Here is a 16,273-nt window from a genome sequence, read left to right on the forward strand (position 1 = left end):
TGGCGCTATGGCCTATTCGGCTTTCATTGCCTCGACAGAGATCACGACCGAAACTTCGTCGCTAACATAAGGGGCAAAGGCACCGACGTCGAATTCAGAACGCACGAGGGTGGTTGTCGCAGTGAAACCGGCCCAAGGCTTTTGCGCCATTGGGTGATCGCCGGCCTGATTAAGCACCGTATCAAGCACCACCGATTTGGTCACACCGTTCAGAGTCAGATCACCAGTAATCAGCGCCGTGTTATCGCCTGTGACCTCGATTCCGGTCGACGTGAAAGTCACCATTTCATCGGAATCCGCGCCAAAGAATTCACCGGACATAAAGTGTTCGAACCGTGCTTCCCAGCCTGTCATCATGCTGCGAACGGGGAAAGATACCGAAACGCTGGATGCTGCGGGGTCTTCCTGATCAAAGGCGATTTCGCCCTCAAACCCAGAAAACATGCCATGGCTGGTCGAATAGCCAAGGTGGTCATAGGAAAACACGATCTGGCTATGGCTTGCATCAAGCACATAGGTTTCAGGGGCGGCAACTGCGGGGGCTGCTGCGGCCATCAAAATTGCGGTGGCAAAAGTTGTGCGTATCATTGGGGGGCTCCATTAATGAGAAATTACCCATACACCAGAAGCCCGATCGCCCCACAAAGCAATTCAGCAATTCCAAACAAATTGTGTTCGGCAATACACGTAAGCCGCAATCAGGCCTTTGTGCCACCCCCGACCATCAGATCCCGTGCCAGCCGGTCACGCAGCGCAATCAGCTGCGCCTCTAACCCTTCGGCAACGCTAATCTGTTGATCTGTATCGCGATATTGCAGCACCAAAAGCGACATCGGGCCATGCCCGTCAATGATGTGAACGCCGCCAATTGTGTCAAACCCGTATGCACCCACCGTAGTCGGCCTGCCCGCGCGGTTGCTGATCACCTGCCGGATTTCGCCGACGCTTGTGTCGACATGGATCTCTGTTTGGGACCCGCGGCTTGCAAACCACAGCAAATAGAACGCTGCCGCCCCCAATAAAACGGAAGCCACAATGCGCATGGTGCCCACGCCCTCGCCCGTAAACAAAAGCGGCACTATAGTGATGCTGACCGCGGAAATCATCAGGCACGCGCCAAAAAAATAAGAAGCCGATTGCGCAAGGATCACGCCAAGTGCGGGGCTGGTGCCCGACCGGATCTGGTAGCCCCAAAACGTATCTTCAACCGAAAACTGCGTATTATCTGTCATGCGATTTTGCCCGTCTGTGCGTTCTGACACCAAGCTACCGCTCGCGGCGCCGCTTGAACACTGTTTTTGCGAAAAAAATTGCGATCATTCACATCAATTGCGGCCAGAATCACACAGCGTTACAATAATGCGACCGACCCGCATTCAGGCAATAAAGACTGGGCAATGCGGCTTGCATCATGGCTCAGGACATGTATAAGGCCGCAACCTTTCTGTGTAAATTTGAACTGCGCAGTCTCTCGTGGATGGGGTGCAGAAAGGGTCACTGCCCCATACTTTGAAATGCGCTGATAAATGAATGGAGTACGCATGCCGCTATACGAGCATGTCATGATTGCGCGTCAGGATCTTTCCAACTCGCAAGCAGAAGCCCTTATTGAACACTTCGGTTCGGTACTTGCTGACAACGAAGGCAAGTTGCTGGAAAGCGAATACTGGGGCGTCAAAACGATGGCCTATAAGATCAACAAGAACCGCAAGGGCCACTATGCCCTGCTGCGCACCGATGCGCCTGCACCTGCGATCCAGGAAATGGAACGCCTGATGCGCCTGCATGACGACGTCATGCGTGTGCTGACCATCAAGGTCGACGCACATGAAGAAGGCCCGTCAGTTCAGATGCAGAAACGCGAAGAACGTGGCGAACGCCGCGAGCGCCGCTAATCAGATCTTAGATAAGGACCACAATCATGGCTACTAAACCATTTTTCCGTCGTCGTAAGTCCGATCCGTTTGAAGGCGAAAACGCGCCAAAGATCGACTACAAAGACACTCGCCTTTTGCAGCGCTATATCTCCGAGCGCGGCAAAATCGTTCCAGCCCGTATCACAGCTGTTGGTGCCAAGAACCAGCGCAAGCTCGCCCAGGCGATCAAACGCGCACGTTTCCTTGCCCTGCTGCCATACGCAGTCAAGTAAGGACACCGACACATGGATATTATTCTACTGGAGCGCGTGGCCAAACTGGGTCAAATGGGCGAAGTCGTTTCTGTCAAAGAAGGCTACGCACGTAACTACCTGCTGCCACAAGGCAAAGCACTGCGCGTCAACGCTGCCAACATTGCCCGTTTCGAAGCCGAGAAAGCTCAGCTCGAAGCACGCAACCTTGAAAGCAAAAAAGAAGCAGAATCACTGGCTGAAAAGCTGGATGGCGAAACCTTCATCGTTATCCGCTCTGCGTCTGACGCAGGCGCGCTTTACGGTTCTGTGACCACACGCGATGCCGCAGAAGCTGCAACGCTTGCCGGTTTCACCGTCGACAAGAAACAGGTCGTTCTGTCTGCAACAATCAAGGATCTGGGCCTGCACGACGTTACCGTCAACCTGCACCCCGAAGTTGCTGCAACAGTCACCCTGAACGTCGCCCGTTCCGCCGAAGAAGCCGAGCTGCAAGCAGCCGGTAAATCTATCGCTGAACTGGCCGCCGAAGAAGAAGCAGCCGCTGAATTCGAAATTCAGGAACTGTTTGACGACATCGGCTCTGCCGCTGACGAATTCGGTGACGACGAAGCACCGGCAGCAAGCGAAGACGAATAATAATTCGTCCCTGCTTATGCAAGAATCAAGGCCGCGCCAGAAATGGGGCGGCCTTTTTCGTGGCCATCCGCGCTTCCCGCTCCGGATGTATACACCCTTGTTACGAATCCCCATCAGATGTCTAATCACCACACATCTAGAAATCCGGGGGATTATCTTATGACACTTCGCTTAAACCGTCGTCACTTTCTTGCAGGCTCTGCCGGGCTGATCGCCATGCACCCGTTTTCCGTCAACGCCGCCACCGGCCAAGCGCATTTGCGCCTGATGGAAACCACCGATCTGCACGTGCATGTGTTCCCATATGATTATTACGCCGATAAGGCCGTTGATACGGTCGGCCTCGCGCGGACCGCATCCATCATCGAAGGGGTGCGCGCGGAATCGACCAACTCGCTTTTGCTCGACAATGGTGATTTCCTTCAAGGGAACCCGATGGGCGATTACATCGCCTATGAACGTGGTATGGCCGAAGGCGACATGCACCCTGTTATTACGGCAATGAACACGCTGGGCTATGATGCATCTACATTGGGCAATCATGAATTCAACTATGGCGTGCCATTCTTGATGAAGTCGGTCGCAGGGGCTGCATTTCCGGTTGTGTCCGCAAACGTCATTAAGGAAATGGGCGCAACCCCAACGCAAGACACGACATTGCTGCCGCCTTACACCATTCTTGAGCGCACCCTGACCGACGGCACAGGTGCGGCCCATCCGATCAAGATCGGGCTGATCGGCTTTGTGCCGCCGCAAATTATGAACTGGGACCGCAAGCATCTCGAAGGGAATGTGCAGGCCCGTGATATCGTCGCTACCGCCCGCGCCTATGTGCCGCAAATGAAAGAACAAGGCGCCGATATCATTGTCGCGCTTTGCCATTCGGGCATCGGCGAGGCTAATGAATCTGACGGGATGGAAAACGCGGCAATCCCATTGGCGGGTGTGGACGGGATCGACGCGATCCTGACGGGGCACAGCCACCTTGTATTCCCGTCATCGAACTATGACGATTGGGCGGGCGTTGATGTTACCGCTGGCACGATCAACGGCAAACCCGGCGTGATGGGCGGGTTCTGGGGCAGCCATATGGGTCTGGTTGATCTGCTGCTGGAACGTGACGGCAACGGCTGGCGCGTGCTGTCGCACACATCCGAAGCCCGCCCCATTTCGCGCCGCGAAGAAGACCGCAGCATCACCCCACTGGTCGCGGATTACGCGCCGGTGCTTGCATCCATCCAGGACATCCATGATGAAACCTTGTCCTATGTGCGTACCGCCGTGGGTAAAACCGATGCGCCGCTGCACAGCTATTTTGCGCTGGTCGCGGATGATCCATCGGTGCAGATCGTATCCAATGCGCAGACATGGTACATCGCCGACCAAATGGTCGGCACCGCCTACGCAGGTCTGCCGATCCTATCAGCCGCAGCCCCGTTCAAAGCAGGCGGACGCGGTGGCCCTGAATATTTCACCGATGTGCCTGTGGGTGATGTCGCGATCAAAAACGTCGCCGATCTTTACCTTTACCCCAACACCGTCCGCGCGGTGAAAATCACCGGGGCGCAGGTAAAACTTTGGCTGGAACGCTCTGCGGGCATGTTCAACCAGATCACGCCGGGATCATCCGATGCGGTGCTGCTGAACCCTGACTTCCCCAGCTATAACTTTGATGTGATGGACGGGGTGACATATCAGATTGACCTGTCACAACCCGCGATGTTCGACCGCGAAGGCGCGGTGATCAACGCAGACACCAACCGGATTGTGAACCTGTCCTTCAACGGCGCACCGATTGATCCGGCCCAGGAATTCATCGTCGCGACCAATAACTACCGCGCATCCGGCGGTGGTTCTTTCCCTGGTGCGGACGGCTCTACCGTGATCTTTGAAGGGCCCGACACCAACCGCGACGTGATTGTGCGCTATATCGTCGACCAAGGCACAGTCAGCCCCCGCGCCGATGCCAACTGGTCATTTGCGCCTATGGCGGGCACCACGGTGATCTTTGAATCCGGTCCTGCGGGCGCGCAATATGCAGATAGCGTCGCGGGCATGGATATCACCCCTGCGGGCAATAGCGACACGGGCTTTGCCCTGTTCCGCATCGCGCTATAACGCAAAAGGCCCGGCATCCGCGTGGATACCGGGCCTTTCTTTACTGTCAGATCGGCTTAGCGATCAAATGTTTCCATTGACAGGCGCGCATTGCAATATTCGCCGTCATAGGTCCCTGCCCAGATATCAATCCGGCCATCCGCCGGACGCGTCAGAACGATACGCGGATCAAGATTGCCGTTATCGTCATCATCGTAATACCAATTGGCCGAAGATGTGTTGATCAGCAGCGCAGAATCGCATTCGCTGATCATGCTGATTACCAACTGATAACGGCCCATGCCGGAAACCTGAAACGAGAAATCAGGTGCGGTGGTGAAATATCCGGCACCTGTATCTGTGCCCGGACGCACGTTTGAACAGTTCCAAATATAGTTTTCACCGCCCGCGATCACGTCAAACGTGCGCTCTTGGTAAAGCTGCTGACCTGTCGCCTGATAAGAGGCCGCAGGTGTCGCATTAAAGTTAGGGCAGGCAACCGCAGCCGAGGCAAAGCCCAGCATCGCTGCCGCAGTCATCAAAATAGATTTCATCATTATCTCCCAAAGGTAAGCTATCACAATTATGGTCGTTAAATATAACGGCCCACTTGCGGTAGGCGTATGACAATACAGTGGCAAAATAATGCGCACTGCGTCAAATAAAAAGGCGCCCCGATGGGACGCCTTTTCATAAAATATCGTTTGGTCGTTTACTCTTCTTCGAGCTTCTCAACCGCAGCCTGCAGATCGTCTTTGCTGACCTCTTTGTCGGTCACAGCGGCCTTTTCAAAGATGTGGTCAACGACCTTATCTTCAAACATCGGCGCCTGAAGCTGCTGACGGAACTGCGCGTTTTGCTGCACGAATTCAAAGAACTGACGTTCCTGACCCGGGTATTGGCGCGCCTGGTTCATGATCGCTTGGGTCATTTCCTGATCGGTGACTTTGACTTCGGCCTTTTGACCGATGTCAGCCAGCAACAGGCCCAGTTTCACGCGGCGCTCGGCCAGTTTCTTGTGCTCGTCAGTGGCTTCGATGGCAGGGTGATCATGGCCTTGCACATCGGGGTTTTCTTCATGCCATAGCTGATGCGCGATCTGGTTTGCCTCGGCGGTAACCAATGATTCCGGCAGCTCGAATGAAACGGCTGCGTCCAAGGCATCCAGCAAGGCGCGTTTGGCAACCGCGCGTGACGCGCCGGTGTATTCTGCTTCCAGACGCTCTGTGATTTGGGCTTTCAAACCGGCCAGATCTTCGGCGCCGAATTTCTTTGCCAGCTCGTCATCAAGTGCGGGCGCTTTTGGCGCTTTGACTTCTTTGATGGTGCAGGTGAAAACTGCCTTTTTGCCCGCAAGATTTTCCGCTTGGTAATCTTCGGGGAAGGTCACTTCGATGTCTTTTTCTTCGCCCGCTTTGACCTTGAGCAGGCCATCTTCGAAACCGGGGATGAATGAGTTGGAACCGATCACCAGCGGGTAATCTTCGGCAGCGCCACCTTCAAAGGCAACGCCGTCAACCTTACCAACGAAATCCAACACGACCTGGTCGTCTTTCTTGGCTTGGGTTTTCTTTGGCTCGTAAGTAACGGCCTGCGGTGACGCGGCAAGGTTATCAAGCGCTTCTTTCACCGAATCTTCATCCGCTTTGACGACCATGCGCTCAAGCTTGATGGCAGAAAAATCCGTGTCAGCGATTTCCGGCAGTTTCTCGTAGGAAACTTCGACTTTCACGTCGTCGCCTTCTTTCCAATCGGGATCAGCCATTTTCATTTCCGGCTGCGCCGCAGGACGGTCACCTGATTCTTCAAGGTGCTTGCTCATTGCGCCGTCGATGGCTTCTTGCATCGCTTCGCCCATGACGCGCTGGCCAAACTGCTTGCGCAGAAGTGCCATCGGTACTTTACCCTTGCGAAAGCCCTTCATTTCAACGGTTGGCTGCGCTTCTTTCAGCTTTTCTTCAACCTTCGCGTCCAGATCGGCCGCGGTCACGGTGATCGCATAGCCGCGCTTGAGGCCTTCGTTCAGGGTCTCAGTAACCTGCATGTGCTGTCCTTCATAAACTTATGGTGCGGGTGAAGGGACTCGAACCCCCACGCCTCGCGGCGCCAGAACCTAAATCTGGTGCGTCTACCAATTCCGCCACACCCGCATGATTAAAGGGGCAGTCTGTTAGGCCTGCCCCATGGTTGGGCGCTGTCTAGCAAAGCCTTCCACCGGATGCGAGAGGAAAAATGCGCTTTCTTGATGCGATTGCGCAGAAACTTCGGATCAGCTTGCTTCAAGCGCGCGCAGAACCGCGGGCAATTGCTCGGGCAGGTCTTCGGCGATCAGACCGGGGCCGAATTTCAGGGCGCATTCCGTATGCAACCATGCCCCTGATTCCGCAGCCTGTTGGGGCGCAAACCCGCGCGCCAAAAGCCCGGTAATGAACCCCGCCAACACATCCCCCGATCCGGCCGTCGCCAGCCAAGGCGCTGCACGCGCGTAGACAGACGCATTGATACTGCAGCGCCCCTTTGGGTCGGAAATTACCGTGTCCGGCCCTTTGAATAAAACAACGCAGCCTGCCCGCTTGGCCGCCTCGCGCGCGGCGTCCACTTTGGAATAGGCGGGGCCCTTTGTCGCGGGCGCGTTCAGCCTGTCGGCAATATCCGGAAACAGCCGCGCGAATTCGCCCGCATGTGGAGTCAGGACACAAGATTTATGCAGCTTGGCAAAAAGCCCTGCATCGCGCGCAAGCAATGTCAAAGCATCCGCATCCAACACCGCCGCACGTCCGCTTTCCAACACAGTGCCAACCAGCGCCGCCTCCCGCGCGCCCAGTCCTAATCCCGGCCCGATGCAAAGCGCGTTGATCCGCGCATCCTCCAGAATCCCCTCAAACGCGGCCGCATCATCCACAGAGGTCAACATCACAGCATTCAACTGCGTCGCATTCTCCACCAACGCAGCCTCAGGACAGCCAACCGTGACAGCCCCCGCACCAATCCGCAAAGCCCCGCGCGCCGCGAGCCGCGCAGCGCCACCTTTGGCGATGCCGCCAGAAAGGATGAATGCGTGACCGTGAGAGTATTTATGGCCATTCCCCTTCCCCAAAGCACCAATTGTATGACATTGCGCCAGCCGCACATGCGCCTGATGCGCCACTGCAAATCGCCCGAGCCCGATATCAACGACCCGCAGTTTGCCGCAATTTTCAGGCCCCGCTTCCAGTAAATGGCCCGGCTTTCGTGTGTGAAAGGTAACCGTCAGACGCGCTGCGCCAACACCACCCCACATTGGCGATAGCATCATGCCTGTGTCGCTGGACAGCATGCTCGGCACATCAATCGCGATGCGCGGACAGTTCACAGTTGCCATAAGCACATTTCGTACGGTGTCAGGCAGCGGACGGCACGCACCAATTCCAAACACGGCGTCAATTACAAGCGGCTGCCCGACCCAGCGTTCCGATGTGCAAGCCGACATTGCGCACACGCGACCCAATTCCAACCACCGCGCATAATTCGCCTTTGCATCCGGCGGCAGCTTATCAGCATCGCCATACAAAAACACCTCAACATCCCAGCCTGCCGCAAACAACAAGCGCGCCACAACAAATCCGTCACCGCCGTTATTGCCCGGCCCACACAGCACGACCGCCCTATGCTTGCCCTTCTCATCATCTTGCAAAAAATACTCCGGGGGTTTGGGGGCTGGCCCCCATGACGGCGCCAGTTCCGGCCATTCTTCAAAAATGGCAGAAACCACCCCGCGCCCTGCGCGTTCCATCAGTTCAAGACCGGTGACATCGCCACTCGCAATCGCCGCGGTCTCGATGGCGCGCATTTGGGCAGCGGTTAAAACTTCGGTCATCAAATAGGCATCCAGTTTATATTTCGCTCAAAAATCGGGACAGTTGCACAATTTTTAATCACATGTGGCGCTTTACCCCATTGCATATGCCCTTATCGTTCGCCACGAATTGTCCCGATGCAACAGAAATGTTCTGACCAGCTTGAAACACCGTTAGGGGAGTCGCAGCCTATGAAAAAGATCGAAGCGATCATTAAACCATTCAAACTCGACGAAGTGAAAGAAGCACTGCAAGACGTGGGCGTGCAAGGTCTTTCCGTGGTCGAGGTCAAAGGCTTTGGCCGCCAGAAGGGTCACACAGAATTGTACCGCGGTGCAGAATATGTGGTCGACTTCCTGCCAAAGGTGAAAATCGAGATCGTCCTTGCCGATGATCAGGTCGACGCCGCTGTTGAGGCCATCGTCGGCGCTGCCAAGACCGACAAGATCGGCGACGGCAAAATCTTCGTCTCGACAATCGAGCAAGCCATCCGCATCCGCACCGGCGAATCCGGCGACGAAGCGCTTTAATTCCACGCCGCAGCCTGCTGCGGCACGCAACACCACGACAAGATACTCAGAAAGGCACCAACTATGGACAACAAAGCTTTCCTTAAGCTGATCAAAGACGAAGAGGCCGACTATGTCGATATCCGCTTCACTGATCCACGCGGCAAACTGCAACACGTAACTGTGGTTTCTGATCTGGTTGACGAAGACTTCCTTGAAGAAGGCTTTATGTTCGACGGTTCATCCATCGCCGGTTGGAAATCAATCGACAAATCCGACATGAAACTGATGCCAAAGGCCAGCAGCGCCTATGTTGATCCGTTCTATGCGGAAAAAACAATCTGTATCCACTGTGACGTGGTCGAGCCCGACACAATGGAACCCTATGACCGCGACCCGCGCGGCACAGCAGCCAAAGCCGAAGAATACCTGAAATCTACCGGTATCGGCGACGCCGCATATTTTGGCCCAGAAGCAGAATTCTTTGTCTTTGACGACGTGCGCTTCCAGGTTTCCATGAACAAAGTGTCCTATCAGGTTGACGCGATTGACGGTGCTTGGAATTCCGACACCGAATATGAAATGGGCAACACAGGCCACCGTCCAGGTATCAAGGGCGGCTATTTCCCTGTGAACCCGATCGACGACGCACAAGAAATGCGTTCCGAAATGCTGTCCACCATGAAGCGCATGGGCATGAAAGTTGACAAGCACCACCACGAAGTGGCGTCTTGCCAGCACGAGCTTGGCCTGATTTTCGGCACGCTTACACACCAAGCGGACGAAATCCAGAAATACAAATACGTTGTGCACAACGTCGCCCAAGCCTACGGCAAATCAGCGACATTCATGCCAAAGCCAATCTCTGGCGACAACGGCACCGGTATGCACGTGAACATGTCGATCTTCAAAGACGGCAAGCCACTGTTCGCAGGCGACAAATACGCGGACCTGTCACAAGAAGCGCTGTATTTCATCGGTGGTATCCTCAAGCACGCCAAAGCGCTGAACGCGATCACCAACCCCTCCACAAACAGCTACAAACGCCTGATCCCTGGCTTTGAAGCCCCTGTTCTGCGCGCCTATTCTGCGTCTAACCGGTCTGGTTGTGTGCGTATTCCTTGGGCCGAAAACCCGAAAGCAAAGCGCGTCGAGGCACGTTTCCCCGATCCGTCCGCAAACCCATACCTGTGCTTTGCAGCACTTCTGATGGCCGGCCTTGACGGCATCAAGAACAAGATCGATCCAGGCCCCTCTTCTGACAAGGATCTTTACGATCTGCCACCAGAAGAACTGGCAGGTATCCCAACTGTTTGTGGGTCACTGCGCGAAGCGCTTGAAGCCCTCGAAGCAGACCATGACTTCTTGATCCAAGGTGACGTGTTCACCAAAGAACAACTCGAAGGCTACATGGAACTGAAATGGGAAGAAGTGTACGCCTACGAGCACACACCACACCCGATCGAATACAAAATGTACTACAGCTGCTAATTTCCGGCAGTTGCGAATTTGGAAAAGGCATCGCGCAAGCGGTGCCTTTTTTGCATTGGCTAGCGCGCAAGCCGGACGGTCGCCAAAACCCCGCGGTGATCAGACCCGAGCAGATCACGGTAAACCACATGCCCGCCACCGGGCGCGGCAACGTGATCCAGAAACAGGGGCACCCCGTAAAGTGAATAAGTCGGGCGCAGGGGGCGGGCCAGAACACTGCCCGCCGCCTGCCGGATACGGCGGGCAGAAGCCGCCCAGGGAAAGATATTGAAATCCCCGCCCAGCACGACCGGCCCGTCCAGCTGCGCGATCAACGCGACAGCCGCATCAGCGGCGCCCGCGTGATCATAGGGATAGGGCCACGGCAAATGCACCGAAGCCACCCACAACCGCTGCCCGCCGTTTTCGATCTGTGCTGCTGCAACGCCGCGCTGCGCAGAACAGCGGGCTGGCGCGGTGAAAGCCGTCTTTGACAGCACAGCAACGCCGCTCCAGCCGGAAAAGCGGCACAGGTGCTGGTAGGGGTATCCAGCCGCCAGCAGCTTCAAGATCGCGTCATTGCGGTGCGAGACCTCTTGCAATGTGACAACATCCGCGCCGCTGGCACGAATATCGGCCGCAAGCACAGCCAAAGCATCATTGCGGTACAGCAGGTTCTTGGAATAGACCGTCAACGCGCCACCCTCGGGTGCGCCAATCATCGCAGGCACCGTCGTTGCAAAGGCCGCACAAGCAGCAACCAAGGCAAAAAAACGCAAGACCGCGGACAGGCGAAACCCCAGATAAAGACAGCAGACCACCCCCAGCGGCATACGCAGCAGCGACAGGCTGTCGCCCAGCGGATGCAGTCTGCCCGCAAAACCCAGCGCCACGCCCGCGCAGGCTGCAAGCAAAGCCAATGCGCCCAGTCTTCGAAACCATAGCATGCGCGTCCCCTTCTCTTGCATCACCTGCCATCCATAGCGTGCAGCGACATCAGGATATGACAAGCATCTGTGCAAAGTTTGCGCAGATCCCACAGGTAGGGTGGATTTAAATCCGCCTTGCGTTTGAGCAATCGTTTGCTCCGAGCCTTCCGTTACCAACTTTGCAAGCACCGAGAACCTGACTTTCGCGCTTTGCGCAGCTAACGGAAGCAAAGAGGAAAATGACCATTGTTGCGGCGACTGGCGCGCTGTACCTTGCCTTTGTGTTGCGGTCGCACAAGATGTAAGTTGAAAGTTCAAAAGCCGTTTCTTGGGGAGATTGCTCAAGGCATTTTGTTGAGCCGCGCTTTTGCAGGCAGATTTGTGTCTTAGTTTCATCTAACCTTAATACGAAATTCGAGAGACTCCCACGGGCACAGATAATAGGATGACAACATGGACAGTACACTTGGTCTGATCTGGCTGCTGACGAGTTTGACAGATATGACGTTGAATGATTGCCCCAACGGTTGCCTGAAAACCGAAAAGCTGGAACCACAGATATTTTATCAGCTGGGACAACTGCATTCTGATGAATTTCAGAATGCGAATGAGTTCTACCTTGGTTACGACAGCCATCGTCGTCGCGGCCCGTCTCGCCCCACTTATGGCCTATCGCTCACAGCTGATGGGGCTGCATGGTTCGGGATTGGCGGGAAATGGAGCAGCCAGTACGTCTACGACTCCCCATTGTTCATCGAAACCTCACTGATGCCTGGTTTGTACAGGCAAGGTGACGGCGCTGATCTTGACGGGACTCTGCAAATTCGAGCGGCACTTGGTGTTGGATATACGTTTGACAACGGCAGTAACCTAACGATCATCTACGACAGCATGTCTAATGCAGATTTTTTCGATGACAGCCCGAGCCGCGAGACACTCGCCATCCGTTGGACGACGAACTGGAACGGTTAGAGCCATCCAATGGCTGCTTTTGGTTGGCTGCCGACATTGTCGAAAAACGCGTAATTGGCGAAGACGTCCCGCATAGCAGCACATAACCAAGATTTACTGAAAGTCGGGTATGGGCCAATATCGCGTCGTGCGACCCTTCAGTGAATGAGTGAAATTTCGCGGCATCGTGCCATTGATGCGGAACGTGACACACTTCCACTTGAGCCTTTGCCCCCTGCCCCTTATGACGCAGGGGAATATTGCTGCTCACCCCAAGAAAGGTGCCCCCCATGATTCCACGCTATTCCCGCCCAGAAATGACCGCCATCTGGGAGCCCGCCACCAAATTCAAAATATGGTACGAGATCGAGGCCTATGCCTGCGACGCACAAGCCGCGATTGGCGTGATCCCCGCCGAGAGCGCCGCCGCAGTCTGGAAAGCCAAGGACGTGGAATTTGACGTGGCCCGCATCGACGAAATCGAAGCCGTGACCAAACACGACGTTATCGCATTCCTGACCCATCTGGCCGAACATATCGGATCGACCGAGGCGCGCTTTGTGCATCAAGGCATGACATCTTCCGACGTGCTTGACACAACATTCAACGTGCAACTTGTCCGCGCCACTGACATTTTGATTGCAGGCATGGACCGTGTTTTGGCCGCGCTCAAAACCCGCGCGCATGAACATAAAGACACGATCCGCATTGGCCGCAGCCACGGTATCCACGCCGAACCCACCACGATGGGGCTGACATTCGCACGGTTCTACGCCGAAATGGACCGTGGTCGTGCCCGTCTGGTCGCTGCCCGTGCAGAAATCGCAACCGGTGCTATTTCAGGTGCAGTCGGTACTTTCGCCAATATCGACCCATCGGTCGAAGAATACGTCTGTGAAAAACTCGGTCTGTCACCGGAACCGATCAGCACACAAGTTATCCCGCGCGACCGTCACGCGATGTTCTTTGCCACGCTGGGTGTGATCGCATCATCTATAGAAAACATCGCCACCGAAGTCCGCCATATGCAGCGCACTGAAGTGCTTGAAGCCGAAGAATTTTTCTCGAAGGGTCAAAAGGGATCGTCCGCGATGCCGCATAAACGCAACCCCGTGCTGACCGAAAACCTGACTGGCCTTGCGCGCCTGGTGCGCATGTCCGTTGTACCCGCGATGGAAAACGTGACACTTTGGCATGAACGTGACATCAGCCATTCATCCGTTGAACGTGCAATCGGGCCCGATACCACAGTGACGCTTGATTTTGCGCTGCACCGCCTGGCGGGCGTGATTGAGAAACTGGTGATCTACCCTGACAACATGCTGGCCAACATGAATAAATTCCGCGGGCTGGTGATGTCACAGCGCGTTCTTTTGGCCCTGACCCAAGCCGGCGTCAGCCGCGAGGACGCCTATAAGCTGGTCCAGCGCAACGCGATGAAAGTCTGGGAGCAGGGCAAGGATTTCCAAACCGAGCTTTTGGGTGACGCCGATGTGCTGGCGGCGCTTTCAGCCGACGAAATCAAGGAAAAATTCGACCTTGGCTATCACACCAAACACGTCGAAACGATCTTTGCACGTGTCTTTGGCGACAGCTAAACACATGCGGTCGGCCCTGCGCAAACACGGGCCGACCGCATTCCCCTGCTAGACAACCGACGGCGCATGAAGCGCAGCCACAGCCGCAGCACCGGTTGCCTTTGGCGCGGCGACTGCTGCAATCGGCTTTTGGCGACGGGGCTTGGCGGGCATGCTCATTGCGACATAGCGCCGTTGATCGTGGCAATTCACATAGGGATCGCCGATCAAATCCACCTCATAGCCAAGCTGGCGCAAGGTGCGCGCAAAAACCGGCGGGCAAAGTGCGATAATTTCGGTGCCGCCATGGGCCTTGGTTTGCGCCACCACCCCGTCCAGCACAAGCCCAAGACATTCGGACCGCTCGGCCTGTGTCGTGACCTCGTCTGAAATGACAACGCGGGTTGCTTCCCAGACGTTGGGCGTAACTGTCGCGACATTGATAATATCCTTGGGAATGCCAATCAATTTACCGGCAACCGCATCACCCAGCATATAGGTATGCGACCCCCATTGCGCCGTTGTGGACATGGCGCGCATGCCGCCGATCACCTTGCCGTCGCGCAAAACAAGCGAATAATGGGCGTTGGGATTGTCATATTGATCCATCTCGACGTTATCGTCATGCGGGATATCCCAGCCAAGCTGGTCAACAAAAAACTGCTTGCGAAGTGCAAGGAACTCATAAAATGCGGTGCCGTGCTGATGCAGCTGGGCAAAACTAAACGAAATATTTTCCATGGTGATTTCTCTCTACCGAAAAGCGATCTCAACGCCAAATTACACCTGCTAATTGTCACATAAACTGTGACTTAAGCAAATTAGCGTTAAATTTTACATAAGTAATGAAAAAACGACCAATGGGTCTAGATTAGCCCGTACTGGTTCGCAAGTGCCGCAGCCTGCGTGCCGGTTTTTGCACCCAGTTTCAATTTTGCGTTTTTCAGGCGTTGCTTCACCGCACCTTCGCTGACGCTCAACTCAAAGGCGATCTCCTTGAGCCGTTTACCATCCTTGACCATGCCCAATGCCTCCAGCTCGGCGCGGGTCAGATTGGTTGGCGGTGCGGTTTCATTGTGGCGCCGCACCAGCAAGGCTTTCAGCAATTTCATCTCAAGATCGGTATACTCGCGGTCGCTGCGGGTAAACGATGCAAACGAACGCTGCGCATCAACATTCCCGTCAAATACGGAAATTGTTACACCGTAGGCCATGCCGAATGTCTTTGCCTGGGCAATGATGCGTTTGGGGTCGTCAATCGGGATTTCGCTCCAGCGGCATGTGCCTGTATTGCTATAGGCCCACCGCACTGCCGGATCGAACAGCATAAACCTCTGGGTTGTATAATGTTGCACCCACTCTGGCGGAAATGCATTTACTTCCTCCATCGGAAAGGCAAAGCCGATCCGCAGTGCAATATAATGTCCAGACGGCGCGAGCTGCTCGATTTCGTCTGGTCCCATCAGTGTCGACATTCTGATTCCTTAAGCCCCGATATTTTTAAGGCCTTGTTGTTAATCCACTGATATCTGTACAATGCAAAAACGCGGTGCTTCGAACAGTAGTATTGCGAAAACGCAGCCCATGGCAACCGGAAAGCGAGTAAAGCAATGTCGCAAACACAATTCGAGATTAGCGAAGTCTTAGAACAGCTCAGCGAATGTGCACCCGCAGGTTATGCATTGGGTTTTCATATCGCGTTCACAACGCCAAAATTTATGTTCCAATCCTATCCAAAAGCGTGGCTCGATTATTACTCACAAAATGGTCTTATTATGGCAGACCCGATGGTTGCATGGGGCTTTGAAAACACGGGCGCCTGCCGTTGGTCGGACCTCGACGATCCGGGTGGCGTGATGAAAAAAGCGGCCGAATTCGGCATGCCCTACGGCGTTGTTTACGCCATCAAAGCCGACGATAGCCTTAGCATATGCGGCTTTGCGCGGGCGGATCGTGAATTCTCGGACAGCGAAATTGACGATATTTCGAACAAAATCAACTATCTCCACAAATCCACCGCGGATCAGGCGCGGCTTTCACCCGAAACCGTGCAAGAACTTAAGAACATGTCGATCCTGTTCACGCACCCGGGGTCCTAGGGGCGGCTTCTAACCTTTCGTTTACCCCAGCAGGCTAG

17 protein-coding genes and 1 tRNA gene are annotated in these 16,273 nt (G+C 55.1%); 9 read left to right on the forward strand and 9 right to left on the reverse strand.

The features are described from left to right. Positions 1 to 12 precede the first annotated feature (12 nt). The gene (locus BM320_RS08340; RefSeq protein WP_090198845.1) at positions 13 to 588 is read right to left on the reverse strand and encodes a YceI family protein; all 576 of its coding nucleotides are present in this window, start codon (positions 586 to 588) and stop codon (positions 13 to 15) included. 110 nt (positions 589 to 698) lie between these two features. Continuing rightward, positions 699 to 1,232, reverse strand: a complete 534-nt coding sequence (locus BM320_RS08345) for a hypothetical protein (RefSeq protein WP_090200484.1) — start codon at positions 1,230 to 1,232, stop codon at positions 699 to 701. A gap of 309 nt (positions 1,233 to 1,541) precedes the next feature. Between BM320_RS08345 and rpsF the strand changes: the two genes are divergently transcribed. The 4 genes from rpsF to BM320_RS08365 all read left to right on the forward strand — a co-directional run bounded on the left by rpsF (position 1,542) and on the right by BM320_RS08365 (position 4,885). Then, positions 1,542 to 1,895 (forward strand): 30S ribosomal protein S6, encoded by a 354-nt coding sequence (gene rpsF, locus BM320_RS08350; protein ID WP_090198847.1) that lies wholly within the window; start codon positions 1,542 to 1,544, stop codon positions 1,893 to 1,895. 26 nt (positions 1,896 to 1,921) lie between these two features. Then, entirely contained in the window at positions 1,922 to 2,149 is a 228-nt protein-coding gene (gene rpsR, locus BM320_RS08355; RefSeq protein ID WP_045996359.1) for a 30S ribosomal protein S18, read from the forward strand. 12 nt (positions 2,150 to 2,161) lie between these two features. Continuing rightward, positions 2,162 to 2,767: a 50S ribosomal protein L9 gene (rplI, locus tag BM320_RS08360; protein ID WP_090198850.1), complete on the forward strand. Its 606-nt coding sequence runs from the start codon at positions 2,162 to 2,164 to the stop codon at positions 2,765 to 2,767. A gap of 159 nt (positions 2,768 to 2,926) precedes the next feature. Next, positions 2,927 to 4,885: a bifunctional 2',3'-cyclic-nucleotide 2'-phosphodiesterase/3'-nucleotidase gene (locus BM320_RS08365; RefSeq protein WP_090198853.1), complete on the forward strand. Its 1,959-nt coding sequence runs from the start codon at positions 2,927 to 2,929 to the stop codon at positions 4,883 to 4,885. Positions 4,886 to 4,941: 56 nt separating this feature from the next. On the opposite strand, the gene BM320_RS08370 is transcribed toward BM320_RS08365, so the two are convergent. From BM320_RS08370 to BM320_RS08385, 4 genes are all read right to left on the reverse strand, one after another. Further along, positions 4,942 to 5,418, reverse strand: a complete 477-nt coding sequence (locus BM320_RS08370; RefSeq protein ID WP_090200486.1) for a hypothetical protein — start codon at positions 5,416 to 5,418, stop codon at positions 4,942 to 4,944. A 158-nt stretch (positions 5,419 to 5,576) separates the two neighbouring features. Beyond that, positions 5,577 to 6,908, reverse strand: coding sequence for a trigger factor (gene tig, locus BM320_RS08375; protein ID WP_090198856.1), 1,332 nt, complete (start codon positions 6,906 to 6,908; stop codon positions 5,577 to 5,579). 21 nt (positions 6,909 to 6,929) lie between these two features. Continuing rightward, a tRNA-Leu gene (locus tag BM320_RS08380) sits at positions 6,930 to 7,014 on the reverse strand. A gap of 119 nt (positions 7,015 to 7,133) precedes the next feature. Beyond that, complete coding sequence (locus tag BM320_RS08385) at positions 7,134 to 8,720, reverse strand: NAD(P)H-hydrate dehydratase (protein WP_090198859.1); 1,587 nt, start codon at positions 8,718 to 8,720, stop codon at positions 7,134 to 7,136. Between the two features lie 171 nt (positions 8,721 to 8,891). On the opposite strand from BM320_RS08385, the gene BM320_RS08390 reads away from it, so the two are divergent. Beyond that, the gene (locus tag BM320_RS08390; protein ID WP_090198861.1) at positions 8,892 to 9,230 is read left to right on the forward strand and encodes a P-II family nitrogen regulator; all 339 of its coding nucleotides are present in this window, start codon (positions 8,892 to 8,894) and stop codon (positions 9,228 to 9,230) included. A gap of 63 nt (positions 9,231 to 9,293) precedes the next feature. Further along, positions 9,294 to 10,700, forward strand: coding sequence for a type I glutamate--ammonia ligase (gene glnA, locus BM320_RS08395; protein WP_090198864.1), 1,407 nt, complete (start codon positions 9,294 to 9,296; stop codon positions 10,698 to 10,700). Between the two features lie 59 nt (positions 10,701 to 10,759). Here glnA and BM320_RS08400 read toward each other — a convergent pair whose 3' ends face one another. Next, positions 10,760 to 11,626, reverse strand: coding sequence for an endonuclease/exonuclease/phosphatase family protein (locus BM320_RS08400; protein WP_165615010.1), 867 nt, complete (start codon positions 11,624 to 11,626; stop codon positions 10,760 to 10,762). Positions 11,627 to 12,061: 435 nt separating this feature from the next. Here BM320_RS08400 and BM320_RS08405 point away from each other — a divergent pair, with 435 nt between their 5' ends. Both BM320_RS08405 and purB read left to right on the forward strand, forming a co-directional pair. Next, on the forward strand, positions 12,062 to 12,580 hold the full coding sequence (locus tag BM320_RS08405) for an acyloxyacyl hydrolase (RefSeq protein WP_090198870.1): 519 nt from the start codon (positions 12,062 to 12,064) through the stop codon (positions 12,578 to 12,580). 269 nt (positions 12,581 to 12,849) lie between these two features. Continuing rightward, positions 12,850 to 14,157, forward strand: a complete 1,308-nt coding sequence (purB, locus tag BM320_RS08410; protein WP_090198873.1) for an adenylosuccinate lyase — start codon at positions 12,850 to 12,852, stop codon at positions 14,155 to 14,157. 48 nt (positions 14,158 to 14,205) lie between these two features. On the opposite strand, the gene BM320_RS08415 is transcribed toward purB, so the two are convergent. Both BM320_RS08415 and BM320_RS08420 read right to left on the reverse strand, forming a co-directional pair. After that, positions 14,206 to 14,877 carry an acyl-homoserine-lactone synthase gene (locus BM320_RS08415; RefSeq protein WP_090198876.1) on the reverse strand — a complete coding sequence of 224 codons (672 nt, stop codon included), beginning with the start codon at positions 14,875 to 14,877 and terminating at the stop codon, positions 14,206 to 14,208. 125 nt (positions 14,878 to 15,002) lie between these two features. Continuing rightward, entirely contained in the window at positions 15,003 to 15,611 is a 609-nt protein-coding gene (locus tag BM320_RS08420; protein ID WP_090198881.1) for a helix-turn-helix transcriptional regulator, read from the reverse strand. A 243-nt stretch (positions 15,612 to 15,854) separates the two neighbouring features. On the opposite strand from BM320_RS08420, the gene BM320_RS08425 reads away from it, so the two are divergent. Beyond that, positions 15,855 to 16,235 carry an autoinducer binding domain-containing protein gene (locus BM320_RS08425; RefSeq protein ID WP_242651030.1) on the forward strand — a complete coding sequence of 127 codons (381 nt, stop codon included), beginning with the start codon at positions 15,855 to 15,857 and terminating at the stop codon, positions 16,233 to 16,235. Positions 16,236 to 16,273 lie beyond the last annotated feature (38 nt).

The organism is Yoonia tamlensis (genome assembly GCF_900115105.1).
In the GTDB taxonomy this organism is placed as follows: Bacteria; Pseudomonadota; Alphaproteobacteria; order Rhodobacterales; family Rhodobacteraceae; genus Yoonia; species Yoonia tamlensis.